The sequence below is a fragment of the Nocardia sp. NBC_01329 genome (genome assembly GCF_035956715.1).
Classification (GTDB): domain Bacteria; phylum Actinomycetota; class Actinomycetes; order Mycobacteriales; family Mycobacteriaceae; genus Nocardia.
Genome location: NZ_CP108381.1, coordinates 336,756 through 363,010 on the forward strand (window position 1 = coordinate 336,756; position 26,255 = coordinate 363,010).

A 26,255-nucleotide genomic window follows, 5' to 3' on the forward strand; every position below is an offset into this window, starting at 1 on the left:
CAGGGTTGTCGGCAGGGGAATTCTGCGTCGGTTCGGAACTCACGCGGCAAACTCTACTTGCGCCACCACACCGACCACCGGAAGCTGTCGAAGGTTGCCGAGAAAGTTTGGCTCGTGAAGCCGAATACCGCCTCGTTACGCGGATTTTCGGCCGAATTCCGCGTTTGTGCCCCGCTGGGCGGTTCGGCGAGCGGAATACGGGAGAGGCTGTCGTGCAGGCCGGTGGGGATCGAGACGTGGGAGGCGCGGCGCAGGGCGATTCGCGCCTGCTGCTGGGCCTCGACCTCGGCGGCGCATTCCGGGCACACCGAAAGATGCTGGGCCGCACGCAGGTAAGGATTCATCCGCAGTTCGCCATCGACGTAGGCGGCGACTGCCTCGCTCGCCAGATGCTCGGTGGAGTGGAACTGCGCGGAACGACGACCGGGCGTTTCGGAGTCGCCACTCATTCGCTGCCCATCCTTCCCGACCGGTATCACGAACTGCTGTGATCCCGGCGTCATGATCGCAGGATCACCCGAAGCTCGCCTCGGCGGCGAAACGCTCCTGGACTCCATTATGCGCAAGATACTCGCGCAGCGCCTGCCGGCCGCGATGGATCCGACTGCGCACCGTTCCGAGTTTCACGCCGAGCGTCGCGCCGATCTCCTCGTAGGACAGGCCCTCGATATCGCAGAGTACGACCGCGGCGCGGAACTCGGGTGCCAGCGAGTCCAGCGCGGACTGTAGATCCGGGTCGAGCCTGGCGTCGTGGAAGACCTGCTCGGGCCCGGGCCCGTCGGCGGGAACCCGGTCGTAGTCCTCGGGTAGCGCTTCCATCCGGATGCGGCCGCGGCGCCGGACCATGTCCAGGAAGAGGTTGGTGGTGATGCGGTGCAGCCAGCCCTCGAACGTGCCGGGCTGGTAGTTCGACAGGGAACGGAAAACCCGGATGAAGGTCTCCTGGGTGAGGTCTTCGGCGTCCTGGGCGTCACCGGACAGGCGATAGGCCAGCCGGTAGACCCGGTCGGCGTGTTCGCGGACCAATTCGTCCCAGGTCGGCATGACCGTTCGGTCACCGGTGGCGTCGAAGGCGGCGGTGCCGGTGAGCGGCAGCATGCTGTCGAGTTCGGACGATGCGTCGGCAGTGGCGGCCTGCACGGCCCGCACGACGTCGTATTCCTCGGCTCGATCGTCGTTACTGGACATATCGGGCACCTCCATCAGGGCGTCCGGCGGAGCGGGATCCTTGGTCACCGGGTCGCGGTGTGCGGCTACCTCCGAGTCCGGCCCGGTAACCGGTCGAGGACCGAATTCGTCCGGCCCGGGCAGGCCGTGACCGGCCGTCGTCGCCGAAGGGCGCGCCCGGGGAAGTTCGGGCAAGGTGGCGGACTCGCGTGCCGCATCGACCATGTGGATGGTGACAACCTCCTGATCGGGACCGAGGCGTAGGCTCGAATAGGCGGCCCGTTGTTCGGGCCGTCGTTTATGGGTTACAACGGCGGATCGGTACTCCGTTGTTCCCGTTTCTGCGCGTTCGGTTAGGTGGTCTTGCGTAGCCCTCACTCTTCCGTCTCCTGGTGTGGGTCCGATATGGGGATCCTGAGGGACACCTGAGAATGTTGCGACCAGCAATCGCGCGTTTGGCATAGCCTCTTGGGCGTGGCATCGAACCTGGAGCTCAATCTCGCCTACGTGGAGGAATCCGTCGTCGAGGACGAGGTACTCGTCAGCGCCCGCGAACGGGCCACCGAGCTGGGAGCGGCACCGGTACCGCCGTCTGTCGGGGCTCTGCTGAGCATGTACGCGCAGTTGCTGGACGCGCGGGCGGTGGTCGAGGTGGGAACCGGTGCCGGGGTCAGCGGGTTGTGGCTGCTCGACGGAATGCGCGAGGACGGCACGCTGACCACCATTGATTCCGAGCCCGAGCATCAGCGGGCCGCCAAGGAATCCTTCCGGGCCGCCGGTATTCCGCTCGCTCGGACCAGGTTGATCAACGGGCGCGCGCTGGATGTGCTACCGCGACTGGCCGACGGTGCCTATGACCTGGTGTTTCTCGATGCTGCGCCGATCGAGCACCCGCAATACATCGCCGAGGCGGTGCGGCTGCTGCGTGCGGGCGGGGCAGTGCTGCTGCACAACGCGCTGCTCGGGGGCCGCGTGCCCGATCCGGCCAATCGTGACGCGGCGACCCAGGCGGTGCGCTCGGCCACCCGGTATGTCGCCGAGGACCCCGGTCTGACCAGTGTCCTGATCCCGCTCGGTGACGGGTTGCTCTGCGCCTCGAAGGGGTAGCGAGGCCGTTCGCCGACTTCGCCGGGCGCTGACCTCGCCACTTGTGGCGGTAGTCCGGTGTGATCGCCGGTCGTGTGTTTCTTTACGGAATCTCTACGGGGTCGGCTCTTGCGCGACGATTGAACAAGTGTTTAGCGTATTGAACATGCGTTCAAGCGATGATCTGAACACGCGGGCCCGTATTCGCGACGCGGCTCTCGTCCGGTTCGGGGAGGAGGGTTTCGGAGTCGGCGTACGCGCCATCGCCGCTGCGGCGGGAGTTTCGCCGGGCTTGGTCAACCATCATTTCGGCTCCAAGGACGGATTGCGGCGCGAATGCGACGACCATGTACGCGCGGTTATCCGTGAATCGAAGATGAGCTATCTGAGCCGGCCCTCAACGGGGAATCTCCTGCAGCAACTGGCCGAGATAGCGGAGTACGCGCCGATCATCGCCTATATGATGCGCAGCTTCCAGGCCGGAGGTGAGCTCGCTTCATCCTTGTTCGAGCACATGGTCGAGGATGTCGAGCAGTACCTCGAGACGGGCATCAGCGCCGGTGCCATCCGCCGGCCACGGGATCTGAAGGCGATGGCCCGTTACCTGGCGACCGCCAACGGCGGCGGCATGCTGTTGTTCATCCAGTTGCGTGCCGGGGCTTCCGGGGCCGTCGACTACCGGCAGGCCCTGCGCGAGTACGGCGATCAGATGTTGCTGCCCGCCGTGGAGGTCTACACCGAGGGGCTGCTCCCCGATTCGACCATGCTGGACGCCCTGCTCGCCGACGCCGCCGCACGCACCGCCGCCGAGCGAGAAGTACCCGATACGGATGCCGCCCCCTGCGGCGCGGAACGAGCCGCCGAATCGCCGGAGGCCGTTTCCGCGGATACACCGGAAGCGCCGCGACCACCAGAAACGCCGGAGCCGGCCCGAAGCGCCGGCGACGCGAACTGAGCCCGCGCGGCGTCCGACCCGCCGCGCCCGCGAACCCATTTCCATCAACGCTCTATCTCTCTGTCCCACATCTCTCTGTTCCACGAGGAGACACGATGATTTCGGCAATTCGGATCCGGGATCTGCACAAACACTTCGGAAAGGTCCGGGCACTGGACGGACTCGACCTGGAAGTGTCCGAGGGTGAAGTCCACGGCTTCCTGGGCCCCAATGGAGCCGGCAAGTCCACGACCATCCGGATTCTGCTCGGGCTGTTGGCGCGCACCTCAGGTGAAGTGCGGATGCTCGGGCGCGACCCCTGGGCGGACGCGGTGGCACTGCATCGCGAGATCGCCTACGTTCCCGGTGACGTCACCCTGTGGCCGTCGCTGAGCGGTGGTGAGACCATCGACCTGCTGGCTTCGATGCGCGGCGGTCTCGATACCGCGCGCCGGGCCGAGCTGATCGAACGCTACGAACTCGATCCCAGGAAAAAGGCGCGCACCTACTCCAAGGGCAACCGGCAGAAGGTGGCGCTGGTCTCGGCCTTCTCCTCGCATGCCCGGTTGCTGCTACTGGACGAGCCGACCTCGGGTCTGGATCCGCTGATGGAGCAGGTATTCCGGGAATGCGTCGCGGCGGCGGCCGAGCGGGGCGCGACCGTACTGCTGTCCAGCCATATCCTGTCGGAGGTCGAGGCGCTGTGTGAACGGGTCACCATCATCCGATCCGGTCGCACGGTGGAGACGGGGACGCTGGCGTCCATGCGGCATCTGAGCCGCACCTCCATCACCGCGGAACTCACCGGCGATCCCGGTGACATCGCGGCCATCCCCGGGGTGGCCGATGTCAGCATGGAGGATCACACCCTGCGCTGCCAGGTCGACGGTGCACATCTCGCCGAACTCATCCGCGTACTCGGTGATACCGGGGTCAGCAGCCTGATCAGCCGGCCGCCGACCCTGGAAGAGCTGTTCATGCGCCACTACTCGATCAACGGCGAGGAAGCCGCCGAGCTGGAGGGGGCACGGAAATGACGACCGCTGTCGCCGGAGCACGGCACAGCGTGCTCGACTACCGCCCGAGTCGTACCGGATTCACCGGAACCATCCGGTTGCTGCGGCTGTACCTGCGCCGCGACCGGATCGTGGCGCCACTGTGGATTCTGCTGCTTTCCCTGCCGCTGGGCGCGGTCTATGTGGCGAGTATCGAATCGGTGTATCCCACCGAGGCAGACCGGGCATCGTTCGCGGCCACAATTCTGGCCAGTCCCGCGCAGCTGGCGATGTACGGGCCGATCTACAACACCTCGATCGGTGCGGTGGGCATCTGGAAAGCGGGGATGTTCCACACCTTGATCGCGGTGGCGACCATTCTCACGATCATCCGGCACACCAGAGCCGAGGAGGAGACGGGCCGCAGCGAGATCCTGGCCGCCACATCGGTCGGCCGGTACGCGAACCTTGCAGCCGCACTGATACTGGCCGGAGGCGGGTCGTTGCTCACGGGTCTGCTCGGCGCCGTGAGTCTGGCCGCGACCGGTGTCCCGGCGAGCGGCTCGCTGGCCTTCGGGCTCGCGCTGGCCGGGTCCGGCATGGTGTTCGCGGCGGTAGCCGCGGTGACGGCCCAGGTCTGCACCGGCGCCCGGCCGGCTCGCGGCCTGGCCTTCGCGGTGCTCGCGGTCACCTTCACCCTCCGGGCGATCGGTGACACCCGGGCAGGGGCGGGCCCGGCGGATCCGCTGACGTGGCTGTCCCCGCAGGGCTGGTCGTTACAGATCCGTCCGTACGCCGGCGACCACTGGTGGGTGCTGCTGCTGCACCTGGCGCTGATGGTGGTGCTGGTGACAACCGCTTACGCGCTGCTGCGCCGACGCGACGTCGGCGCGGGACTCATCGCGGAACGACTGGGCGCACCCCAGGCGGGTCCAGAGTTGGCCGGACCGTTCGGCCTGGCCGTTCGGTTGCAGCGCGGGACACTGCTGGCCTGGACGATCGGAGTCGGGCTGTACGGCGTGGTGATCGGCAGCGTGGTGGCGGGTATCGGGGACAGTTTCGGCGAGAACGAAACGCTGCGCGATCTGATCACCCGGATGGGCGGCTCCGATTCGATCGAGGATTCGTTCATCGCCTACGCCTTCACCATGCTCGGGGTCGCGGGCGCTGCGTACGCCGTATCGGCGACACTGCGGCTGTTCAGCGAGGAGAACGGCCACCAGGCCGAATCCGTGCTCAGCGGGGCGGTCGGCCGGGTGCGCTGGGCCGCCACCCATCTGATGTTCGCGCTCGGCGGGCCCGTGGTGATCATGCTGACCGCCGGGTTGCTCGGCGGCCTGGCCTACGGCATCGCCAAGGGCGATATCGGCGGGGAACTGCCCGGCGTGGTGGGCGCGGCGCTCGTCCAGCTGCCGGCGATCTGGTTCTTCGCCGGTGTGACTCTGGCGCTGTTCGGGCTGGTCCCGCGGTGGACGCCGGTGGCGTGGGGGCTGCTGACCGCCGCGATCGCCGTCTTCCTGCTCGGTTCGTTCTCCGGCGCCCCGCAATGGTTCCGCGATCTGGAACCGTTCAGCCACGCCTCGAAGGTCCCGGGGTCGGAGTTCACCGCGACCCCGTTCGTCGCGGTGACGGTGATCGCCGCGGTACTGATCATGACCGGTCTCGCCGGTGTGCGGGGCCGCGACGTGCGCTGATCGGTCGTCACCCGAGGTGCCCTCTCCCGCCGGGAAGGGGCACCTCGGGGCGCGGACCGGAACGGTCAGACCCAGGTGCCCTTGCCGACGGTGACCACACCGCCGTTGCTGATGGCGAAGCGGGAACGGTCGCGCTCCAGATCCACGCCGATGATCTCGCCTTCGGAGACCATGACGTTCTTGTCCAGGATCGCGCGCCGGACCACCGCGCCCCGCCCGATCCGAACACCCGGCATCAGCACACTGCCCTCGACTGTGGCGCCGTCGTCCACCATCACATTGGCACTGAGTACCGAATTGCGTACGGTCGCCGCGGACAGGATGCTGCCCGCCCCGACGATGGTTTCCTGGGCCAGCCCACCCTGTGCGAATTTCGCCGGCGGGAGGTTCTCCGCCGCACCACGGATCGGCCAGTGCCGGTTGTAGAGATTGAACACCGGATTCACCGACACCAGATCCATATGTGCTTCGTAGAACGCGTCGATGGTGCCGACATCGCGCCAGTAGCCGCGGTCGCGTTCGAGGGCCCCGGGCACCTCGTTGTCGGCGAAATCATAGACAGCGGCCTGGCCCGCCGAGACCAGACTCGGAATGATGTCGCCACCCATATCATGGTCGGAGTCGGAATCCTCGGCGTCGGCCTTGATCGAGTCCACCAGCACTTTGGTGCTGAAGACATAGTTGCCCATCGAGGCGAAGGTCGAATTCGGATCATCGGGGATTCCCGGTGGATGCGCCGGTTTCTCCAGGAAACCGATTATGCGGCCGGATTCGTCGGAATCGATACACCCGAAAGCGCCCGCCTCGCTGCGCGGCACCCGGATACCGGCCACCGTCACCCCGGCGCCGGAATCGATGTGGTGGGCCACCATCTGCTCCGGGTCCATCCGGTAGACGTGGTCGGCGCCGAAGACCACGATGTAGTCCGGGTCCTCGTCGTAGATGAGATTCAGCGATTGCATGATCGCGTCGGCGCTGCCGGTGTACCAGCGTGGGCCGAGCCGCTGCTGCGCGGGGACCGGCGTGATGTATTCACCGGCGAACCCGGACAGGCGCCAGGTCTGCGAGATATGCCGGTCCAGCGAATGCGATTTGTACTGGGTGAGTACACAGATCCGGAGGAAACCGGCATTGACGAGATTGCTGAGCACGAAGTCGATGAGACGATAGGCGCCGCCGAACGGGACGGCCGGTTTGGCCCGGTCGGCGGTCAGTGGAAAGAGTCGCTTGCCCTCGCCACCGGCGAGCACGATTCCTAGTACGTGCGGCTGGCTCCTCACAGTGCCAAACTACCGAACGAGGTGGTCGGCGGGCATCGACCGCTCGGCGGCTACCGTGAATTCGTGAGTTCCGGTTCCAGCGGTGCGGCCGAGCTGTCCGTAGCCGATGAGCTACGGGTGGCCATGCTGACCCGAGAGTTCCCACCCGAGGTCTACGGGGGTGCGGGCGTGCACGTCACCGAACTGGTGGCGCGGTTGCGGCGGATGAGCGCGGTGACCGTGCACTGTATGGGTGCGCCCCGCGACGAGGCTCGGGTGCACGATCCCGATCCGGTCCTCGGCGGCGCCAATCCCGCCCTGCGGATGATGTCGGCGCAACTGCGGATGGCCGACGCGGTGGGTGCGGTGGACGTGGTCCATTCGCATACCTGGTATTCGGGGCTGGCGGGTCATCTGGCCGCCACGCTGTACGGGATCCCGCATGTGGTCACCACTCATTCGCTGGAGCCGCGTCGGCCGTGGAAGGCCGAACAGCTGGGTGGCGGCTACCGGCTCTCGTCCTGGTCGGAACGTAACGCGCTGGAACACGCCGAGGGCGTCATCGCGGTGAGCGACTGGATGCGCCGCGATGTACTGGACGCCTATCCCGCCTTGGACCCGACGCGTGTGCACGTCGTGCGCAACGGGATCGACGCGGAGGTCTGGCATCCCGGCCCGCCGGCCCCGGGTAGCCGCCGGATCCTCGACGAACTCGGTGTGCGGGTGGACCGACCGCTGGCCGTGTTCGTCGGGCGGATCACCCGGCAGAAGGGTGTCGGCCATCTACTCGCGGCCGCACGCGATATCGACCCGGAGATCCAGCTCGTCCTCTGTGCCGGCGCCCCGGACACACCGGCGTTGGAGGCAGAGGTGGCCCAGGCAGTGGCCGGGTTGCACAGCCGCCGGGGCAACGTGTTCTGGGTCCGCGAAATGCTGCCCACCGAACAGATCCGGCAGCTGCTGGCGGCCGCCACCGTATTCGTCTGCCCCTCGGTCTACGAACCGCTGGGAATCGTGAACCTCGAGGCAATGGCGTGTTCGACGGCGGTGATCGCCTCGGATGTCGGCGGCATACCCGAGGTGGTGGCCGACGGGCGGACCGGGCGGCTCGTGCCTTTCGCGGCGGGCGAGACCGATACCTACGAGCACGAACTGGCGGCCGCGATCAATGAACTGGCGATGGACCGGGCGTCGGCGGCCGCACTCGGCGCGGCCGGTCGCCGCCGCGCCCGGGCCGAATTCGACTGGTACCGGATCGCTGAACAGACCCTGGCCGTCTACCACGCCGTCTGTAAACGATGAGCGCGGCGCCGGCGATCAGGTCCACGTCGCGAGTGGATTGCTCAGTGTGGCAGTGCGATTGCCCTGTTCTCACCGCTGCCGTGCGCGACCGGTGAGGTCAGTTCGGCAGGTAGGTCCCGACGGTGACCGATGCGGTCACCTCGAAGGTCTCCGGCAGGCGGGCGATCCGCTCCGCAGCCGCGTCCGCGTGGTGTGCGGACGGGCCCATCGCCACCAGGTTCGCGATATCGGCGCGAGGCAGGGTCATCACGTATTCGATCGTCCGGTGCTCGGTCCGGGTGAACCGCCCGGCCATGGCCTCGGCGAGGCGGCGGTCCTTCTCCGGGTCGACGGTGACCATACCGATCGGTTCGATCAGTTCGGCGAGATGGGTGGTAGTGGGGGTGACGACGATATAGCGACCGCCGGGTGCCAGTACCCGGGACACCGCCTCGGGGTTGCGGGGGGCGAACACCGATAACGCGGCCGTGAGCGTCTGGTCCCGGATCGGCAGGCCGCGCCAGGCGTCGGCGACCACCGCGGCCGCGCGCGGGTGCGCGCGAGCACATCGGCGCCCGGCCGGTTTGGCGATATCCAATCCGATTCCGCGGGCAGCCGGGAACGCGTCCAGGACGCGTGCCAGGTAGTAGCCGGTGCCCGCACCGATATCCGCGAGGATTCCGTGAGCGCCGGGGTCGTGTCCCGTCACCGTGGCCGCGGCGATCGCGTCGGCGATCGGGGTGAAATATCCGGCACCTTGAAAAGTGGCTCGCGCATCGAGCATGGCAGCGGAATCACCGGTCATTTTGGTGGCCGCACCGGTGAGCAGACTGATATAGCCCTGCCGGGCGATATCGAAACTGTGCCCGTGAGCGCAGCGCAGCGCCCCCTCCACGGGCGACAGGCCGCGGTCGCATTCGGGGCAGCTCAGTACCTCGGCGACCGCGGCGAGCGCCGACTTTTCGGCTACCTGTCTAGCTGGTGACACTCTTCAATTCGTCACCGAGTGCCGCGGCTTCGTCCGGCGTGAGTTCTACGACCAGACGCCCGCCACCCTCGAGTGGGACCCGCATGACGATCCCACGGCCTTCCTTGGTTGCCTCGAGGGGACCGTCCCCGGTACGGGGCTTCATGGCCGCCATCCTCTGCTCCCTCCAGATCTGCGCTGTATGCTGCGCACTTGCTCGGAACTCCAGTTGTCACCAACCGGGCGGTCCGCCGTTCGAGACGACGGACCGCACTCGGTCCATTCTTCCCTATCGCATGAGATGACGGACACTCGACGTCCAAATGTGATCGGTCAGCCGATCGTGGCTTGCCGGGTATCGACCCAGCATTCGGCCAGGTGGTCGTCGACCATGCCGGTGGCCTGCATCAGCGCGTACGCGGTGGTCGGCCCGACGAAACGGAAACCGCGCCGCTTCAATTCTTTTGCCAGTGCGATGGATTCGGGCGTCGTCGCCGGAATATCGGGCAAAGCGCGTGGCCGCGGCCGCGCGGGCGGGGCGAACGACCACAGCAATTCGTCCAGGCCGATATCCAGATCGCGCGCGACTTTCGCATTGGCGATACACGCGTCTATTTTTGCGCGATTACGCACAATGCCGGCGTCGGCGAGCAGGCGCTCCCGATCCGGGTCGCCGAACTCTGCGACCCGGTCGATGACGAATCCGGCGAATGCTTCCCGGAAAGCGGGCCGCTTGCGCAGGATCGTGATCCACGCCAGCCCCGATTGAAACGCTTCCAGGCACACGCGCTCGAACAGTTCGTCGTTACCGTGGAGCGGGCGGCCCCACTCCTGGTCGTGGTAGTCCCGGTAGAGCTGCGAATCCACCGACCAAGGACAGCGCATCAGCGTATCGGCTGCCGTGGTATCGGTCACAGCTGTTCCGGTCCGGGGTGGGGCGCGGCGCCGACGGCGCGCGCCTCGAGCAGTTGATCCTGCAATTCGTCGATCCGCGCGGCCAGCCGGGCAAGCGCCCAATCGACCTCACCGGCCTTGTAGCCGCGAACCACCTGCTGGAATCGCAGCGCTCGCACATCCCCGCCGCTGATTCCCTCCACCGGCAGCACCGTTGCCGTGGTGCCCTCGGGCAGCGGACCCAGTTCCTCCGACCGCCCGAACAGGGCGCTGGCCAGCAGGAACAGGACTGCGGCCACCAAACCGACGATCAGTACGTAGAGCAGCAGGGTGAGCATGGACCGAGTCTATGTGCGCTCAGAGGTGGCGGGTGGTGTCGATACCGAGCGACATACCTGCCAGGCCTCGGCGGCGGATCGCGAGTTTGTCCGCTACGGCACGCAACGCGACGGCGGACGGACTCTCCGGATCCTTCAAAACGATGGGAGTGCCTTCGTCGCCGGCTTCACGCAGTGCCTGTTCGATCGGGATCTGGCCGAGCAGTGGCACCTCCGCGCCGACCGCGCGGGTGAGCCGATCGGCCACCGCCTGACCGCCGCCGGACCCGTACAACTCCATCCGGGTGCCGTCCGGGAGGTCGAGCCAGGACATGTTCTCCACCACACCGGCGACCCGCTGCCGGGTCTGCAGGGCGATGGCGCCCGCGCGTTCGGCGACCTCGGCGGCCGCGATCTGTGGGGTGGTGACGACGAGTATCTCCGCGTTCGGGATCAGTTGGGCGATGGAGATCGCCACATCGCCGGTACCGGGCGGCAGATCGAGCAGCAGTACATCCAGATCGCCCCAGAACACGTCCGCGAGGAACTGCTGCAGTGCGCGGTGCAACATGGGCCCACGCCACACCACCGGGGTATTGCCCTTGGTGAACTGCGCGATCGAGATCATCTTCACGTCGTGCGCTACCGGCGGCATGATCATCCGCTCGACCTGGGTCGGCCGGGCGTCGGTACCGAGCATGCGCGGGATGGAATGACCGTAGATATCGGCGTCGAGCACCCCGACCGACAGACCACGCTCGGCGAGAGCGGCGGCCAGGTTGACCGTCACGCTCGATTTCCCCACCCCGCCCTTTCCGGAGGCGACCGCGTACACGCGGGTCAGCGACCCGGGCTGGGCGAAGGGGATAACGGGCTCGGCGGAATCGCCGCGCAACTGTTTACGCAGTTCGGTGCGCTGTTCGTCGCTCATCACATCGAGATCGACCGATACCGCGCCCACACCGGGGACATCGGCGACCGCGGTACCGACCCGCTGGGTTATCTCGGTGCGCAACGGGCAGCCTGCCGTGGTCAGGTAGACCTCGATGTGCACGTCGCCGTCCGGTTCGATCCGGATGCTCTTCACCATGCCCAGTTCGGTGATCGGCTTGCGGATCTCCGGGTCGTCGACCTTCGCGAGGGCGCCCCGCACCTCCGCTTCCGTTACCACTGGCATGACCTCGATGGTAGTGGCGTCAGATCTTGGGAAGTTCCGCGGGCCGCGGTGCGATCCCCGTCTGGTACGACTGCTCCCACGCCATGACGTTCGCCACGTAGGCCATCGAGTTGTTGTAGCGCAGGATCGCCCTGGTCTGCTGGGCGGGATCACGCATATCCGTACCGCCCGAGCAGAGGTACTTGCCGGCGGTGAGCGTGGCGTCGTAGTAGTTCTGCGGATCGGAGATTCCGTCGCGGTTACCGTCGGCGGCGAACTGGGTCCACGTCTCCGGCAGGAACTGCATGGGCCCGACCGCGCGGTCGTAGCCGTTGAACCCGTCGAGGGCGCCGCCGTCGGAATCGTGGATGACATTGTTTCCCGACAGGCTGCCGTCCAACACCGGACCGAAGACCGGGGCGAGGGCATTACCGTCGACATCGGCCCGGCCGTTGTTCATATGGGTGGACTCCACCCGGCCGATCCCGGCCAGCATGGTCCACGGCATATTGCAGTCGGGGTTCTCGTCGGCCAGGATCTGCGCGGCGCCGATATAGGCGGCTTCGGCGATACCGGGGATGCCCGACGCCGCGACGGGCAGAACGCTACGGGGGCGGTTCGGATCCAGCGAGACCGTTTTCACCTCGACCCGCGCCTCGGGGGACTGCTTGGCCATGGCATGCATCGCGAAGGGGTCGATCCCCGCCGGAGCGGCGGCGGTCTGCGCGGGCTCGGCATTCAGTGCCGAGATCTGCATGGCAACCGACGCCGCGGTGGGATCGGTAGCCATCGCCGCGGCGGCGTTGGTGGCCACTACACCGGCCGGAACCAGCCCGGTGAGCGCGATCACCGAGCTGCGGGAAACGGTGGCAGGTTGCTGTTTACGGTGACGCCCCACGTACTCAAGCCCTTCATCTCAACGCACAGCCTGCGGTCACGAGTGGTTCGTTGCCGCTCCGTGACCTGTTGCGTCGAGGATACCGCATCCGAGATCACTTTGTTACTCCTCCGTGACCATTATTTCGGCGAACGTGGGAAGGGGGAAAGCCGCGCCGGCCCTTGGTATCTCGGTTCGCCCGCACTCGGACACGCTCCCGGCGCCCGGGCCGGGTTGCTGCCGGGCCCGGGCGCGGGCGCTGGTGGGAGCGGTACGCCCACGCCGGAATCGTCTGGTCAGGCGGGTGGGGCGGGTTCGTTGGGTGCCGCCGGTGCCGAGGTCTCGGGTGCCGGGGTCGGCGCGGCGGAGGCCGGGGCCGCGGCGATCGGGAGCGGGATGACGATTCCGCCCGGGAGGGTGATCGCCGGCGGTGCCGCCGGTGCCGGTGCAGGTGCGGGGGCGGGCGGGTTCCGGTTCTCGGCGGGCGCCGGTGCGGCCGGTGCGGATTCGGCCGGTGCCGGTGCGGATTCGGCCGGTGCCGGTGCGGGTTCGCCGGGAGCGGGTGCCGGAGCCGCCTGCCCGGCGGGTGGGTCCGGGACGACCGGAGCCGGATCGGGCAGCGCCTCTCCGACCTTCGGTGCCCCAGGAGCGGGCGGGCACAGCAGGCCGCAGGGAATCGGTGGCAGGCCCGGGATCCGGATCATGGGTTCGGGCCGCGGTATCTGCACCGGCAGCGACGGTGGCGGCGGCGGGACCCTGGTGTCGGTCTGTGCGGCCAGTAGATCCGTTGGGCCACCGGGTAATTCGGTGGGCCGGCTGCCCGGCGGGACCGAATCGGGTGAGATCGTGACCGGGGCCGGACGCCCACCGGTCCGATAGGCCGCCGACCAGCTCAGCACATTGGCCGCATACGACATCGAGTTGTTGTAGCGCAGCACCGCCCGTAACTCCTGCTGCGGGTCACGCAGATTCAGACCGCCCGAGCACAGATACTTACCGGCGCCCAGTGCCGCGTCGAAGACATTGTGCGGATCGGCGTGTCCGTCGGCGTTCCCGTCGGCGGCATAGCGCGACCAGGTACTCGGCAGGAACTGCATGGGTCCCAGCGCCCGCACATAACCGCCGTCGGCCGCGCGGATGACCTCGTTACCGGGCAGTGAACCGTCCAGTGCGGGACCGAGGATGGGCGGGTCGGTGGTGCCGGCGGTATCCGTGCGCCCGTTGCTCGCGTGCCCGGATTCGATGCGGCCGATCCCGGCGAGCAGATTCCAGGTGACGCCGCAGCCGGGTGTCGAGGACTGCAGTGCCAGTTCGGCATTGCGATAGGCGGCCAGCACGATCTCCGGAATGCCCAGGGCGCCACCGCCCTGGGGCAGGTTGATGGTCTGCAGTGGAACGATGCCGCCGAACGGCGGGATCCCGTCGGCCGGGGAGGGGCTGAGTGCGCGAAGTTTCCGTGGCGACGAGCGCTCGACCGGCAACATTCCAAGTGTCTGGGGCAGTGGCGCATCGACGGTAGCGTCCGTGTCATCGAGGCGTCCGGTATCGGCGGCGAGCCTAGCCCCGGGAGCCTCCGGGGGAGTCGAGGACAAGGTGGTGTGGGCAGCCGAACCGCTTGCTACCAGGCCCGCCATGACCAGAGCCGACATTGCCACAGGGGTAGGTATCCGCATTCGGCTCCACCGTTCCTCCATGTCACAGGTGAGCAACCGTCTCGGACATTCCCGGACGGCACGCTCGGGACAACGTGATCCAGGTTACCTACCGGTCAGGAGCATATTGCGGATTTCCGGTCATTCGTCCGCGACAGGCGATGAAACCGAGCCCGTAACCGGGTTGTGACCGGAGGTTTTCTTGCGTTTCGGCTTGGAGGATTTGTCCGGGCGCGTCGGACCCACACCCGCCGCTGTCTCGATCCGATCGAGCGCGTCGCGGATCTCGTCCAGTTCCCGCCTCAGATAGTCACGGGTGGCCACCTCGCCGACCGCCAGCCGCAGCGCGGCCAGCTCCCGCGCCAGGAATTCGGTATCCGCCTTGGTCTGCGCGGCCCGTAACCGGTCCTCCTCCAGCGATACCCGGTCCCGATTGTCCTGCCGGTTCTGGGCCAGCAGGATCAGCGGCGCGGCATACGCGGCCTGAGTGGAGAAGGCCAGATTCAGCAGGATGAAGGGATAGGGATCCCAGCGCAGCGTGATGACAAAGATGTTCAGAATGATCCAGACGATCACCACCACCGTCTGGATCGCCAGATAGCGCCCGGTGCCCAGGAATCGGGCGATCCGCTCGCTGCCGCGCGCCAACGCATCTGCGTCCCAATCGAATCGGAACCGGGATTCGACCGGTGTCTCCAACCGCTGCCGGGCGCTCGCCGCGGCCCGGCTCACCGTGTTCTTCTCTGTCACTGCCGTACACCCTCGAACAGTTGCTCGTCCTCACGCCAACCGTGCGGCAGCAGATGGTCCAACACATCGTCCACGCTGACCGCGCCCAGCAGATGATTCTGATCGTCCACCACGGGCGCACACACCAGGTTGTAGCTGGCGAAGAAGCGGGCCACCGCGGTGAGCGGCGCGTCCGGGCGCAGCGTCGTCAGATCTGTGTCCAGGATCCCGCCCACCAGATGTGCGGGAGGCTCTCGCAGCAACTGCTGCAGATGGACACATCCCAGATAGCGCCCGGTCGGAGTCGCCGTCGGCGGCCGGACCACGAACACCATCGAGGCCAGCGCAGGCGTCAGATCGGGATCGCGGACCCGCGCCAGCGCCTCCGCGACGGTTGTCGCCGGCGTGAGTACCACCGGCTCCGGCGTCATCAGTCCACCGGCGGTATCCGGGGAATGCTCGAGCAGCCGGCGGACCGGCTCCGACTCCTCCGGATCCATCAGCGTCAGCAGCGATTCGGCTTCGTTCTCCGGCAGCCCGCCCAGCAGGTCGGCGGCATCGTCGGGATCCATGGCCTCGAGGACATCGGCCGCCCGCCCGATATCGAGTTTCCCCAGCAACTCCAGCTGATCGTCCCCGGGCAGCTCCTGGACCACATCGGCGAGCCGTTCGTCGTCGAGCGCCACCGCCACCTCCAGCCGGCGCTTCTCCGGAAGTTCACGCAACATATGCGCGACATCGGCGGCGCGCTGGCCCTCGAACTGTTCGAGCAACGTGCTCACGTCCTGACCCGGTCGCCCCAGCTCATACGGTGTGAGCCCCTGAACCCGGGCCCAGTCCACCACGTGCACTGTGCGCCGCCGCCCGAGCCGGCGATGCCCGCGCACCGCGACCCGGGAGACCCGCCAGTCCCGGGTCCGGGTCAGCGTGATTCCCAGATCCACCACGAACACATCGATCCCGGCCAGATCGGGCAGATCCGGATCCTCCACCCGCACTGCGGAGTCGACGATCTGCGCCATGGCCAGCAACTCACCCGGCCGCTGCGCGAACCGGCGCAGACTCACATTGCCGGTGTTCAAGGTCACCGAACCGGGTTCGATGGCGGTCACCCGCAGCATCGGGACGAATATGCGGCGCCGGGTCGGCAACTCCACCACCAGGCCGTGGACACGCGGTTCCTGCCGGTCGTACCGGACGGCGACCACGACGTCACGAACACGGCCGATAGACTCGCCGTCCGGCCCCAGCACCGCCAGGCCCGTCAGCCTGGCGATATACACCCTGGTAGCTGCCATGGTTGCCAGGCTAGATGTTCCGGGGCCGGACCGGGCCGACCCCAGGAGTCTTGATGAAGCCGCGCCGTTCCGTGCTCGCCGTGCCGGGCAGCAACCCGAAGATGATCGCCAAAGCCAAGGGCTTGCCGGTGGATGAGATCTTCCTCGACCTCGAGGACGCTGTCGCACCCGATGCCAAGGCCGCGGCCCGCGCGAATATCGTGGCGGCCCTCAACGACTCCGGCTGGGGCGATCAACTCCGCGTGGTCCGGGTCAACGACTGGACCACACAGTGGACCTACGCCGATGTGATCTCGGTGGTCGACGGCGCCGGAACCGCCCTCGACGCGATCCTGCTGCCGAAGGTGACCGACGCCGGCCAGGTACGCGCGCTGGATCTGCTGCTGAGCCAGCTGGAACGGGCCAACGGGATCGAACCCGGCCGGATCGGTATCGAACCGCAAATCGAGAACGCGCTGGGCCTACGCAATATCGACGAGATCGCCACCGCGAGCCCCCGGGTACAGACGCTGGTCTTCGGCCCGGCCGATTTCATGGCCAGTATCAATATGCGCACACTCGTGGTCGGCGAGCAGCCCGAGGGTTACGACACCGGCGATGCCTACCACCACATCCTGATGACCATCCTGCTCACGGCGCGCGCCCACGGCCTCCAAGCCATCGACGGCCCCTATCTGCAAATCCGCGATATAGACGGCTTCCGCCGTGCCGCGGGCCGCACTGCGGCCCTGGGCTTCGACGGAAAATGGGTCCTGCACCCGAGCCAGGTCGACGCGGCCAACGAGATCTTCAGCCCCCGGCAATCCGATTACGACCACGCTGAACTCATCCTGGACGCCTACGCCTACCACACTTCCTCGGCCGGTGGCGCCCGCGGCGCGGTCATGCTGGGCGACGAGATGATCGACGAGGCCAGCGCGAAAATGGCGGTGGTCATCGCGGAAAAGGGACGCGCGGCGGGGATGGAACGCACCACGGGTTTCACGCCGCCGGAATAGATGCGGACGGTTGGACAGGTCGGCCGGGTCGATCTGGCTTGTGTGGGTGAGTGGTGGGCTGGCTTGTGTGGGTGAGTGGTGGGTGTGCTCGTGAAGGTGAGTGGTGAGGAGTGAAAGCCGAAGCCGTGCACGGTGACGCCCTCGACCTGCCGGTTGCTCGTGAAGGGTGAGTGGTGAGGTTGCTCGTGAAAGTGAGTGGTGAGGTTGCTCGTGAAGGTGCTGTGTTTTTGGCGCGCTGGCGCGCGCGGGGGTTGAGGCCCTGAAGTCTCGCCGTTCAGGCCTCGAGACTCGCGCTTCGCGCATGCGCTTCGAGGCCTGAACGGCGAGACGGCCTCAACCCTTTGGGGTGTCTCGTAAAACTCGACTCATGTGGTTGCGCGGGGATTCGACGTCTCGGTCGGTATGTGGACTGCAGGGCCAGGGGGTGCCGTTTCCCGGTCGGTTGTAGAACGCCGGTCGGGGCTTTTTGGGCCGTGAGGTTGCCCGTCGCTCGGTATGGTGACCGTTCGCTGCCGAGTTGACCTCCATTTCCGCCGGGTTCCTCGTTTCCGGCGTCTCGGGCAGACCTCGTATTCGTCGCCTCCGAGAACAGTCGCACCACCTCGGTGCCGAGTCTTACCAGGCCCACAAAGGTCGAGGCCCGTCCCGCCTGCGACCCGCACGCCGATGCGGGGCCAAATAAGACAGAATGGACGTATGACTAACCCTCTCGGGAGCACGAATCGCGGTAGGCAGGGTCTGCCCACGCCCCCTTCCGGGTGGCCGATCGGTTCGTATCCGACCTATGCCGAGGCGCAGCGCGCGGTCGATCATCTGGCAGATAATCAGTTCCCCGTACAGAACGTGACCATCGTCGGTGTGGACCTGATGCAGGTCGAGCGGGTCCTGTATCGGTTGAACTGGGGCAAGGTGATCGGCGGGGGCGTCGTGTCGGGTGCCTGGCTCGGGTTGTTCCTGGGGCTGTTGCTGAGCCTGTTCACCACCAACGGTATGGCCGGCCCGCTCGTGGTGGGTCTGGTCGGCGGCATCATCTTCGGCGTCATCTCGACGACCATCCCGTACGCGGCCACCCGGGGTCAGCGTGATTTCGCCTCGACCATGCAGTTGGTGGCGGGACGTTACGACGTGCTGTGCGATCCGAAGACGGCCGAACAGGCCCGTGATCTGCTCGCGAAGCTGGCCATCTAGCGGATGGATGTGATCGAACGCGTCCGTGCGGCCGTGGTGGGTCATTTCGGGGTGGAGGCGGCCGCGGTGGATGCGGCCTCGATGACATTCCTCGGTGTGGAGCCGATCGAGATCCTGCGTATCCCCGGCGACGGAGTGACGCATTACGTGACTGTCGGTGGGTCGCGGTATCCGATGGGCGATCCGGCGGATCTGCACGCCGATCCGGTGCGCGGGCCGCGCGCGGAGCTGATGTTGACCATGCGGGCGGCGGCCGGAGCAGGGGCCGGAGTGGCCCGGTCGCTGGGTGTGCTGGCCGCGGCGCCGGCGGTCGAAGGCGTTGTTCTGCAGACCGATGCGCTGCTGGATCTGGGTGAGCCGATCTGGCGGGACGCGCCGTTCACGGCGGTACTGCTCGGTGCGGGTGAGATCCCGGAGATCGAATTGCCGGATCCGGCCGAGCCGGTGCGGTATTTCGCGGTGACACCGGTGACGGCCACCGAAGCCGCATGGGTTCGGGTGCGGGGGGCGCAGGCGCTGCGCGATGCCTGGGCCGAGGCGGGGATCGATGTCCTGGACCCGGGCCGGGGAGCTGCCTCGTTGTGAGCGGGCCGGTTCAGAGCCAGTTGTTGCGGTGGAACAGCCCCAGCAGAGTCAGGCAGATTCCGATGATGATGACGAGCACCACCGGATAGCCCCAGCTGGTTTTCAGCTCCGGCATATGTTCGAAATTCATACCGTAGATTCCGGCGATCATGGTGGGGACCGCGGCGATGGCGACCCACGCCGAGATCTTGCGCATATCCGTGTTCTGCTGGACGGTGATCTTGGTGAGTGCGGCGCTGATGAGTGCGCTGAGCGAATCGTCGAAATCGGTGATGCGCTCGGCGACGCCGGTGTGGTGATCGGCGACATCGCGCAGATAGCGCCGGATCTCCGCGTCGAGCGGGAGATCCTCCTTGTGCACCAATACCTGTAGCGGGAGGGCCAGCGGGTTCACCGCGCGCCGTAATTCCACCACCTCGCGTTTGAGCTGATAGATCGCCTCGACCGTGATCGGGGTGCGTGGGGTGAACACCTCTTCCTCCATCGCGTCGATATCGAATTCCACCGCTTGCACGACGTCGATATAGGTGTCGACCACGTGATCGGCGATGGCATGCAACACCGATCCGGTCCCCAGCTTCAATCGTTGCGGGTCCGCCTCGAGCTCGCGGCGTACCACCGCGAGGGGCGAATGTTCGCCGTGCCGGACTGCGATCACGAAATCCGGCGCGGTGAAGATCATCAGTTCGCCCGTCTCGACGATCTCGCTGACTGTGTGCAGCTCGTGCTCCCGGTAGGCGACAGTGCGCATGACCATCACCAGGGTGTCGTCGTAGCGTTCCAGTTTGGGCCGCTGATGAGCTTGGACCGCGTCCTCGACGGCCAGGGCGTGCAGGCCGAAGGTCGCGGCCACCTCTCCCATCTGATCGGCGTCGGGGTCGTGTAGCCCCAGCCAGACGAAACCACCCTGTTCGCGTGCCGTGGTGAGCGCTTTCTCGTGGGTGAATCGGCCGGGTAGCCGTGTGCCGTCCACGTAGACCGCGCAGTCGACGATGGCGCGGGCGGTGGGCACCCGGATATGCGGGACCGTCGTCGAGCGTCGGTTCCGCCCCGGGCCATGGAACGGCAGCGGAATCGAAGGCATTCGTCGATGCTACTTGCGGCTACTGCGCGGCCCGGCGGTCTCCGGCACAGCGGGCTGCGGGCGCCTTCGCGCAGGTACTACCGGCCCGCCCCGATGCCGTCGCGGCGCGGCACTGGAAGACTGGGCGGCGTGCGCATCGATCTGCATACCCACTCCAATGCCTCCGACGGCACCGACAGCCCGGCCGAGCTGGTGCGCAACGCGGCCGATACCGGGCTGGAGGTGGTCGCGATCACCGATCACGACACCACCGCCGGTTGGGCCGAGGCCGAAGCCGCCCGTCCGGCCGGGCTGACGCTGGTCCGCGGGATGGAGATGTCGTGTGTGGGCCGCGGCATCGACGGATACCCGGTGTCGGTGCACCTGCTGGCCTACCTCTTCGACCCCGCCGACAGGGCGTTCGCGGTCGAACGGGAACGGCTGCGCGCCGAGCGGGTCGACCGGCTGCGCGCCATGGCCGAACAGATGGCCGCGGACGGGCTACCGATCGATCCGGACGAGGTGCTCGCGGCTGCCGGACCCGCCGCGGGCCGCCCGCATCTGGCCCGCGCTCTAGTGGAAGCGGGCGTGGTGCCGTCGGTGAACGCCGCGTTCACCGGCCTGCTCGCCTCGGACGGCCCCTACTACGTGGAGAAGGCCGACACGCCGCTGCGCCGGGCCGTCGAGATGATCACCGAGGCCGGTGGCGTCAGCGTGCTCGCCCACGGGCGGGCCCGCAGCCGGGGCCGGCTGCTGGATCTGCGGGAAGTCCGCGACCTGGTACCGCACGGGCTGGGTGGCCTGGAGGTCGATCACCCCGATCACAATGCGCGGGATCGCGCGACACTGCGTGATCTGGCCGCGGAATGCGGACTGTTGACGACAGGGTCCTCGGACTACCACGGCGACAACAAGACCATCGGTCTCGGCGAATGCACCACCGAACCCGCGCAGTTCGAGAAACTGGCCGGTAGAGCCACCGGTGTGCCGGTGCTGGCCTCATGAGACCGATACGCGGAATCAGCGGTATCGCGGCGGCCGGACTCGTACTGCTGGCACTGGTAGTGGTCGGTGCGGCGCTGATCGGCGAACGACGCGGCTTCCCGGGGCCCGGCCCGGAATCGGTGGCCTGGCATATCGCCGTAGCGGTGATAGCTGTTGTGGCGCAGGTTTATTCGGATCGAGTGCGCGGTACGGCGAGTCTCGTCGCGGCAGCGGTGGTGCTCGGATCGGGAGCTGTTCTGCTGTGGACCCAGTGGTGGGGTTGATGAGCAGCGCACGGCATACCGGCCGCGCGGATGCCGCTTCACTCGGCGGCCTGCCACCACACTGAGATGTCTCACCGGCAGATGCCGCCGCCCGCGAGTTTCCGCTCACGGGAAGGTAATGCTCACGGCCTACGCTGACCCCGTGGTGTCCGAAACACGCAATCCGCGACATCCGGTTTGGCGAACCGTCCGGGACCTGGCAGAATGTGGCGGATTCCCGATCGTTGCCACCGCCGGGTCGGGGATATTCGGCGCCTGCCGCTCCGCGACGCACCGTCGCGGCCGGAGTGGGGCGCCAGTCGAGTTCATTCGGACCAACCCGTCCGAAATCCACCCGGACAGTCGCTGCCCGAATCAGCGCCACCGTCGATCGCCCGGTGCCCGGGTTCCCGGATCGGCCGGGCCATGGCGTTACCGAGAAACATCCTGGTCGCGCCGCCGATGAACGATATGACGCAGATAACACCAAATACCCGGCGGTAACCGTCCACCGGTTACGACCGCAACCAGCAGGAGTGAAAACGTGTCCTCTGTGACTGACGCACCGAACGCCACCGCCAGCAAAGATGAGGTCGATGACCTCTCGGCGATCACTCACGAGGAGATCTTCGCGGGTCACCTCGGCGGCAAGCTCTCGGTCGAGCTCAGCTCGCCGCTGGCCACCCAGCGCGATCTATCGATCGCCTACACGCCCGGTGTGGCACAGGTGAGCCGCGCCATCGCCGAAGACGAGACCCTGGCCAAGCGCTACACCTGGACAGATCGTCTGGTGGTCGTGGTCAGCGACGGATCGGCTGTGCTGGGCCTCGGCGATATCGGCCCGCGCGCCTCGCTGCCGGTCATGGAAGGCAAATCGGCGCTGTTCAAGAAGTTCGCCGGACTCGACTCCATCCCGATCGTGCTGGACACCAAGGATGTCGACGAAATCGTCGAAACCCTCATCCGCCTGCGGCCCAGCTTCGGCGCGGTGAACCTGGAGGACATCTCCGCCCCCCGCTGCTTCGAGATCGAGAAGCGGGTCGTGGAAGCCCTCGACTGCCCCGTCATGCACGACGACCAGCACGGCACCGCGATCGTGGTGCTGGCCGCCCTCAACGGGGCCGCCGCCGTGCAGGGCCGCGCCACCTCCGGCCTCAAGGTGGTCGTGTCGGGCGCCGGTGCCGCCGGTGTCGCCTGCACCAACATCCTGCTCGCTGCCGGCGTCGCCGATGTGACGGTCCTGGACTCCAAGGGCATTGTCAGCCGTGACCGCGGCGACCTCAACGCGGTCAAAGCCGATCTCGCGCAGCGCACCAACCCGCGTGGCCTCACCGGCTCCGCTGCCGACGCCCTCGCCGGCGCCGACGTGTTCCTCGGCCTGTCCGCAGGCACCATCGGCGAAGAGCTCATCGCGTCGATGGCACCGGAATCCATCGTGTTCGCCATGTCCAACCCGGACCCCGAGATCCACCCCGACGTGGCCCGTAAATACGCGGGCATCGTGGCCACCGGGCGTAGCGACTTCCCGAACCAGATCAACAATGTGCTCGCCTTCCCGGGCGTGTTCAAGGGCGCGCTCGACGCCGGTGCCCGGCGCATCACCGAAGGTATGAAGCTCGCCGCCGCCAACGCCATCCTCGGCGTCGTCGCGGACGAACTCGCCGTCGACAAGATCGTCCCCAGCCCGCTCGACCCCCGCGTCGCCCCCGCCGTGGCCGACGCGGTCGCCGCCGCCGCCCGCGCGGAAGGCGTCGCCTGATAAAACGTTCCGCCTTACCCGGGCGGTAACCGCAACTACAGCACTCGGCCGCCACCCTGGGCCGGGTGCTGTAGTTTTTTGCGGCGCCTGGGGCTCCCGCCGGTCAGCCCTCGAGACTCGCGCCTCATGAGCAAGCAACCTTTACGTTGTGCCCGGCCATGTCTCAGCGTTGCCCCCGCCCCATCTGTCCCGGGATCCGCCCCGCGCCGTCCACAGCCGACCTCGGGCACCCTGTAGATTTCTCGGGGTTGTCGGGTGCCCGGACGGGTGCGGCGGGCTGGTTGAGGAAGTGGGTGTCTCGCGCGATGGTGCTGGCGGCGTCGATGCGTGTCGTTGCTCGGGTGCTGGTGCCGGTTCTCGCCGTGCTGACCGTTTCCTGCGGGAGTGATACCGGTCCCGAGCCGCTGGTCGTGGGGGCGCAGCCGTCGGCGGAGTCGCGCGTGCTGGCCGAGATCTACGCGCAGGCATTGGCGCGCACGGGTGCGGCGGTGCGGGTCGAGCCGGGGCCGGGAAGCCGGTCGGGCATGCTGGCGGCGTTGGACGCGGGGACTGTCGTGGTGGCTCCGGACCACAACGGCGCGTTGCTCGCTGACCTGAACATCGGTGCCGAGGCAGTGACCACGAAGGCCGTCACGCGGGAATTGAACGGGTCGTTGCCGCAGGGCACAGTTACCTCCGATCCGGCCGACGGCGCGGATCTCGAACCGCGGATCGTCCTCACTGCCGCTGTCGCCGAACAGCGCGGTATCGATTCGGTGGAGCAATTGAGTGCGTGGTGCGCGACGATGGCCGCCGGTATCGCGGCGGTGCCGGGGCTGGTGGAGCTACCGGAGGCGGCGGGGCGGATCTCGGGCTGCGAGTTCGCCTCGACCGAGGTCTTCCAGGGGCCAGGGGAACTGCGGCTCGCGCTGCTCGAGGGCCGGGTTCAGGCTGCTGTGCTGGGCGGTCCGGCCGAATTCCTGCCGGGTGGCATCGATGGGCTGAAGGTGCTCGCCGATCCGGAGGATGCGATCAGGCCGGAGAATCCGCTCGCGCTGGTGCGCAAGGGGGAGCTCGACGACCGGCAGCTGGAGAAGTTGAACTATGTGGCCGGTGAGCTGACGACCGACGAGCTCGCGATCCTGGTGTTGCGGGTCCGTGACGAAGCCGCCGATCCCGGCGAGCTGGCTCGCGACTGGCTGGACGCGCACGGTCTCTGACCGGACTACGATCGGTCGGATATGCCCGGAATGTTGGCGCGGCGTGCGGCGTCGTAACGGGAGTCGAAGTGTCCACGGCATGAGCAGACTGCGGTTCCCGCGCCCCGTCCGTCCGTGAGCCGGTAGTCACCGGGTGGTGCGATCGTGTGGTGCACCGCGACAGATCCACGAACCGGCGCATCGGGCGCCGCTCGGACAGGAATGGAAGCTATGCCCACTCAACGTAATCCGTGGCTCGCCTTGGGGGCGCTGGTCGTCGGATTCTTCATGATCCTGCTCGATGTGACCATCGTGGCAGTTGCCAATCCGGCGATCATGACCGATCTGCATGCGGATTTCTCGCAGGTCATCTGGGTGACGAGCGCCTATCTGCTCACGTACGCCGTACCCTTGTTGATCACCGGGCGACTGGGCGACCGGTTCGGGCCCAAGAATATCTACCTGTTCGGTCTGGCGGTGTTCACCCTGTCGTCGCTGGCGTGCGGGCTGGCCGGTGATATCGAGACGCTGATCGCTGCGCGGGCTGTGCAGGGATTGGGTGCGGCGTTGATGACCCCGCAGACCATGGCGGTGATCACCCGGACCTTCCCGCCGGACCATCGGGGCGCCGCCATGGGTATGTGGGGCGCGGTCGCCGGGCTGGCGACGCTGGTGGGTCCGATTCTGGGAGGTGTGCTGGTCGACGGTCTCGGCTGGGAGTGGATCTTCATTGTCAACGTGCCGGTCGGTGTCGTGGCCTTCGCGCTTGCCGTCTGGTTGGTTCCGGCGCTGCCGACGCATGAGCGCAAATTCGATTTGGTGGGTGTGGTGCTGAGTGCGGTGGGCATGTTCCTGCTGGTGTTCGGTATCCAGGAGGGAAATACCAGCGACTGGTCGGCGAAGATCTGGGCGATGATCGTGGCCGGGACCGTGGTGTTGGCGGTGTTCGTGGTGACGCAGGCCCGTAGTTCCGGGGAGCCGTTGTTGCCGCTGACGCTGTTCCGGGACCGTAACTTCTCGCTGTCGAATCTGGCCATAGCGAGTATGGGTGCCGCCGTCACCGCGGTGATGGTGCCGATGTACTTCTATCTGCAGGCCGTGCACGGAATGTCGCCGACCCGGTCGGCGCTGGTTCTGGCGCCGATGGCCGTTGTCACCGGGATCGCCGCGCCGATCGTCGGTCGGTTGTCCGACCGGATGCATCCGCGGCTCATCCCGACAATCGGGTTCCTCGTCTTCGCGGTCTCGATCTTCTGGTTCGCCCTGATCATGCGTGACCCGCACGCGAACATCGCCTGGCTGGTCGTGGGTGGTGCGGTGGCCGGTGCTTCGAACGCCTGTATCTGGGCGCCGCTGGCGACGACGGCGACCCACAATCTGCCGATTGCGCAGGCAGGTGCGGGTGCGGGTGTCTACAACACGACCCGTCAGGTGGGTTCGGTGCTGGGTAGTGCGGCGATCAGCGCCCTGATCGCCGCTCGGATGAGCGCCACGGGTTTGGGTGACGCGCCCGTTGGGGAGGGGATGAGCAACGGTCAGGTGCCCGAACCGGCGAAGCAGGCATTCAGTACCGCTCTGAGCCAGGCCACCCTGCTACCGGCCGCGTTGCTGCTCGTCGGGGTGGTCGCTTCGGCACTGTTCATCCGTAACCCTGCCGGCGGGCCGACGGGCCCGGCGCACTCGGAGCGGGCTAATTCTCTCGCCCACTAGGGGTTACCGCGCAGGTCGCGTCCGGCTATACGCGACCTTCGGCGGAATCGCGGCGGTTGCCCGGCGTGCTGCCGGAGTCCCGTCGCTGCCGGAGAATCTTCAGTACCGGATGGTCGGGGTTCCATAGGTATCTCGATACCGCCGCGAGCCGGCCGGAGGTTTTGCCGGGATATGACTGCGGCCCCGGTGAGCGATGAGCTCGCCGGGGCCGCGCGTGTATC

The 26,255-nt window shown here is 67.3% G+C and carries 26 protein-coding genes; 13 read left to right on the forward strand and 13 right to left on the reverse strand.

Going from position 1 to position 26,255, the window contains the following annotated elements; all coding sequences use genetic code 11:
* Window positions 1-53: 53 nt before the first annotated feature.
* Together OG405_RS01555 and sigE are read right to left on the reverse strand one after the other, a co-directional pair.
* Entirely contained in the window at window positions 54-449 is a 396-nt protein-coding gene (locus OG405_RS01555; protein WP_327149860.1) for a hypothetical protein, read from the reverse strand.
* A gap of 64 nt (window positions 450-513) precedes the next feature.
* Window positions 514-1,188, reverse strand: a complete 675-nt coding sequence (gene sigE / locus OG405_RS01560; RefSeq protein WP_327152595.1) for an RNA polymerase sigma factor SigE — start codon at window positions 1,186-1,188, stop codon at window positions 514-516.
* A 453-nt stretch (window positions 1,189-1,641) separates the two neighbouring features.
* On the opposite strand from sigE, the gene OG405_RS01565 reads away from it, so the two are divergent.
* The 4 genes from OG405_RS01565 to OG405_RS01580 all read left to right on the forward strand — a co-directional run bounded on the left by OG405_RS01565 (window position 1,642) and on the right by OG405_RS01580 (window position 5,876).
* On the forward strand, window positions 1,642-2,274 hold the full coding sequence (locus OG405_RS01565; protein ID WP_442790640.1) for an O-methyltransferase: 633 nt from the start codon (window positions 1,642-1,644) through the stop codon (window positions 2,272-2,274).
* A gap of 145 nt (window positions 2,275-2,419) precedes the next feature.
* Window positions 2,420-3,208 carry a TetR/AcrR family transcriptional regulator gene (locus tag OG405_RS01570; RefSeq protein WP_327149862.1) on the forward strand — a complete coding sequence of 263 codons (789 nt, stop codon included), beginning with the start codon at window positions 2,420-2,422 and terminating at the stop codon, window positions 3,206-3,208.
* A gap of 95 nt (window positions 3,209-3,303) precedes the next feature.
* A complete protein-coding gene (locus tag OG405_RS01575; protein WP_327149863.1) occupies window positions 3,304-4,224 on the forward strand; it encodes an ABC transporter ATP-binding protein in 921 nt (306 codons plus the stop codon).
* A complete protein-coding gene (locus OG405_RS01580; RefSeq protein ID WP_327149864.1) occupies window positions 4,221-5,876 on the forward strand; it encodes an ABC transporter permease in 1,656 nt (551 codons plus the stop codon). The genes OG405_RS01575 and OG405_RS01580 overlap by 4 nt, the downstream gene beginning before the upstream one ends.
* A 65-nt stretch (window positions 5,877-5,941) precedes the next feature.
* Here OG405_RS01580 and glgC read toward each other — a convergent pair whose 3' ends face one another.
* Window positions 5,942-7,156: a glucose-1-phosphate adenylyltransferase gene (glgC, locus tag OG405_RS01585; protein WP_327149865.1), complete on the reverse strand. Its 1,215-nt coding sequence runs from the start codon at window positions 7,154-7,156 to the stop codon at window positions 5,942-5,944.
* 123 nt (window positions 7,157-7,279) lie between these two features.
* Between glgC and glgA the strand changes: the two genes are divergently transcribed.
* Entirely contained in the window at window positions 7,280-8,437 is a 1,158-nt protein-coding gene (glgA, locus tag OG405_RS01590; RefSeq protein WP_327152596.1) for a glycogen synthase, read from the forward strand.
* A gap of 97 nt (window positions 8,438-8,534) precedes the next feature.
* Here glgA and OG405_RS01595 read toward each other — a convergent pair whose 3' ends face one another.
* From OG405_RS01595 to OG405_RS01635, 9 genes are all read right to left on the reverse strand, one after another.
* On the reverse strand, window positions 8,535-9,404 hold the full coding sequence (locus OG405_RS01595) for a putative RNA methyltransferase (protein WP_327149866.1): 870 nt from the start codon (window positions 9,402-9,404) through the stop codon (window positions 8,535-8,537).
* The gene (locus OG405_RS01600) at window positions 9,391-9,558 is read right to left on the reverse strand and encodes a DUF3117 domain-containing protein (RefSeq protein WP_011211259.1); all 168 of its coding nucleotides are present in this window, start codon (window positions 9,556-9,558) and stop codon (window positions 9,391-9,393) included. Before OG405_RS01600 ends, OG405_RS01595 begins: the two co-directional genes overlap by 14 nt.
* Window positions 9,559-9,716: 158 nt before the next feature.
* Complete coding sequence (locus OG405_RS01605; RefSeq protein ID WP_327152597.1) at window positions 9,717-10,268, reverse strand: DNA-3-methyladenine glycosylase I; 552 nt, start codon at window positions 10,266-10,268, stop codon at window positions 9,717-9,719.
* Window positions 10,269-10,294: 26 nt separating this feature from the next.
* Window positions 10,295-10,615, reverse strand: coding sequence for a DivIVA domain-containing protein (locus tag OG405_RS01610; protein ID WP_327149867.1), 321 nt, complete (start codon window positions 10,613-10,615; stop codon window positions 10,295-10,297).
* Between the two features lie 19 nt (window positions 10,616-10,634).
* Window positions 10,635-11,771 (reverse strand): Mrp/NBP35 family ATP-binding protein, encoded by a 1,137-nt coding sequence (locus OG405_RS01615; protein WP_327149868.1) that lies wholly within the window; start codon window positions 11,769-11,771, stop codon window positions 10,635-10,637.
* A gap of 19 nt (window positions 11,772-11,790) precedes the next feature.
* Window positions 11,791-12,648 carry a lytic transglycosylase domain-containing protein gene (locus OG405_RS01620; protein WP_327149869.1) on the reverse strand — a complete coding sequence of 286 codons (858 nt, stop codon included), beginning with the start codon at window positions 12,646-12,648 and terminating at the stop codon, window positions 11,791-11,793.
* 275 nt (window positions 12,649-12,923) lie between these two features.
* Entirely contained in the window at window positions 12,924-14,276 is a 1,353-nt protein-coding gene (locus OG405_RS01625) for a lytic transglycosylase domain-containing protein (protein ID WP_327149870.1), read from the reverse strand.
* 144 nt (window positions 14,277-14,420) lie between these two features.
* Entirely contained in the window at window positions 14,421-15,011 is a 591-nt protein-coding gene (locus tag OG405_RS01630; protein ID WP_327152598.1) for a DUF1003 domain-containing protein, read from the reverse strand.
* Window positions 15,012-15,025: 14 nt separating this feature from the next.
* The gene (locus tag OG405_RS01635) at window positions 15,026-16,306 is read right to left on the reverse strand and encodes a magnesium transporter MgtE N-terminal domain-containing protein (RefSeq protein WP_327149871.1); all 1,281 of its coding nucleotides are present in this window, start codon (window positions 16,304-16,306) and stop codon (window positions 15,026-15,028) included.
* A gap of 53 nt (window positions 16,307-16,359) precedes the next feature.
* Between OG405_RS01635 and OG405_RS01640 the strand changes: the two genes are divergently transcribed.
* From OG405_RS01640 to OG405_RS01650, 3 genes are all read left to right on the forward strand, one after another.
* Window positions 16,360-17,304 (forward strand): HpcH/HpaI aldolase/citrate lyase family protein, encoded by a 945-nt coding sequence (locus OG405_RS01640; protein ID WP_327149872.1) that lies wholly within the window; start codon window positions 16,360-16,362, stop codon window positions 17,302-17,304.
* A gap of 696 nt (window positions 17,305-18,000) precedes the next feature.
* Window positions 18,001-18,492 carry a general stress protein gene (locus OG405_RS01645; protein ID WP_327149873.1) on the forward strand — a complete coding sequence of 164 codons (492 nt, stop codon included), beginning with the start codon at window positions 18,001-18,003 and terminating at the stop codon, window positions 18,490-18,492.
* A 3-nt stretch (window positions 18,493-18,495) separates the two neighbouring features.
* Window positions 18,496-19,077, forward strand: a complete 582-nt coding sequence (locus OG405_RS01650) for a suppressor of fused domain protein (protein WP_327149874.1) — start codon at window positions 18,496-18,498, stop codon at window positions 19,075-19,077.
* Window positions 19,078-19,087: 10 nt separating this feature from the next.
* On the opposite strand, the gene OG405_RS01655 is transcribed toward OG405_RS01650, so the two are convergent.
* Complete coding sequence (locus tag OG405_RS01655) at window positions 19,088-20,161, reverse strand: magnesium and cobalt transport protein CorA (RefSeq protein ID WP_327149875.1); 1,074 nt, start codon at window positions 20,159-20,161, stop codon at window positions 19,088-19,090.
* A gap of 129 nt (window positions 20,162-20,290) precedes the next feature.
* Between OG405_RS01655 and OG405_RS01660 the strand changes: the two genes are divergently transcribed.
* From OG405_RS01660 to OG405_RS01680, 5 genes are all read left to right on the forward strand, one after another.
* A complete protein-coding gene (locus OG405_RS01660) occupies window positions 20,291-21,145 on the forward strand; it encodes a PHP domain-containing protein (RefSeq protein WP_327149876.1) in 855 nt (284 codons plus the stop codon).
* Window positions 21,142-21,408 (forward strand): hypothetical protein, encoded by a 267-nt coding sequence (locus tag OG405_RS01665; protein WP_327149877.1) that lies wholly within the window; start codon window positions 21,142-21,144, stop codon window positions 21,406-21,408. The genes OG405_RS01660 and OG405_RS01665 overlap by 4 nt, the downstream gene beginning before the upstream one ends.
* 532 nt (window positions 21,409-21,940) lie before the next feature.
* Window positions 21,941-23,146, forward strand: a complete 1,206-nt coding sequence (locus OG405_RS01670; protein ID WP_327152599.1) for an NAD(P)-dependent malic enzyme — start codon at window positions 21,941-21,943, stop codon at window positions 23,144-23,146.
* A 293-nt stretch (window positions 23,147-23,439) separates the two neighbouring features.
* Window positions 23,440-24,345: a glycine betaine ABC transporter substrate-binding protein gene (locus OG405_RS01675; protein ID WP_327149878.1), complete on the forward strand. Its 906-nt coding sequence runs from the start codon at window positions 23,440-23,442 to the stop codon at window positions 24,343-24,345.
* A 210-nt stretch (window positions 24,346-24,555) separates the two neighbouring features.
* Complete coding sequence (locus OG405_RS01680) at window positions 24,556-26,034, forward strand: DHA2 family efflux MFS transporter permease subunit (protein ID WP_327149879.1); 1,479 nt, start codon at window positions 24,556-24,558, stop codon at window positions 26,032-26,034.
* Window positions 26,035-26,255: the final 221 nt, after the last annotated feature.

Coding starts and splice junctions, on each gene's coding strand:
- OG405_RS01555 (WP_327149860.1), bottom strand. CDS start 449: ATGAGTGGCGACTCCGAAACGCCCGGTCGTCGTTCCGCGCAGTTCCAC.
- sigE (WP_327152595.1), bottom strand. CDS start 1,188: ATGTCCAGTAACGACGATCGAGCCGAGGAATACGACGTCGTGCGGGCC.
- OG405_RS01570 (WP_327149862.1), top strand. CDS start 2,420: ATGCGTTCAAGCGATGATCTGAACACGCGGGCCCGTATTCGCGACGCG.
- OG405_RS01575 (WP_327149863.1), top strand. CDS start 3,304: ATGATTTCGGCAATTCGGATCCGGGATCTGCACAAACACTTCGGAAAG.
- OG405_RS01580 (WP_327149864.1), top strand. CDS start 4,221: ATGACGACCGCTGTCGCCGGAGCACGGCACAGCGTGCTCGACTACCGC.
- glgA (WP_327152596.1), top strand. CDS start 7,280: ATGCTGACCCGAGAGTTCCCACCCGAGGTCTACGGGGGTGCGGGCGTG.
- OG405_RS01600 (WP_011211259.1), bottom strand. CDS start 9,558: ATGGCGGCCATGAAGCCCCGTACCGGGGACGGTCCCCTCGAGGCAACC.
- OG405_RS01605 (WP_327152597.1), bottom strand. CDS start 10,268: ATGCGCTGTCCTTGGTCGGTGGATTCGCAGCTCTACCGGGACTACCAC.
- OG405_RS01610 (WP_327149867.1), bottom strand. CDS start 10,615: ATGCTCACCCTGCTGCTCTACGTACTGATCGTCGGTTTGGTGGCCGCA.
- OG405_RS01615 (WP_327149868.1), bottom strand. CDS start 11,771: ATGCCAGTGGTAACGGAAGCGGAGGTGCGGGGCGCCCTCGCGAAGGTC.
- OG405_RS01625 (WP_327149870.1), bottom strand. CDS start 14,276: ATGTCGGCTCTGGTCATGGCGGGCCTGGTAGCAAGCGGTTCGGCTGCC.
- OG405_RS01635 (WP_327149871.1), bottom strand. CDS start 16,306: ATGGCAGCTACCAGGGTGTATATCGCCAGGCTGACGGGCCTGGCGGTG.
- OG405_RS01640 (WP_327149872.1), top strand. CDS start 16,360: ATGAAGCCGCGCCGTTCCGTGCTCGCCGTGCCGGGCAGCAACCCGAAG.
- OG405_RS01645 (WP_327149873.1), top strand. CDS start 18,001: ATGACTAACCCTCTCGGGAGCACGAATCGCGGTAGGCAGGGTCTGCCC.
- OG405_RS01650 (WP_327149874.1), top strand. CDS start 18,496: ATGGATGTGATCGAACGCGTCCGTGCGGCCGTGGTGGGTCATTTCGGG.
- OG405_RS01655 (WP_327149875.1), bottom strand. CDS start 20,161: ATGCCTTCGATTCCGCTGCCGTTCCATGGCCCGGGGCGGAACCGACGC.
- OG405_RS01665 (WP_327149877.1), top strand. CDS start 21,142: ATGAGACCGATACGCGGAATCAGCGGTATCGCGGCGGCCGGACTCGTA.
- OG405_RS01680 (WP_327149879.1), top strand. CDS start 24,556: ATGCCCACTCAACGTAATCCGTGGCTCGCCTTGGGGGCGCTGGTCGTC.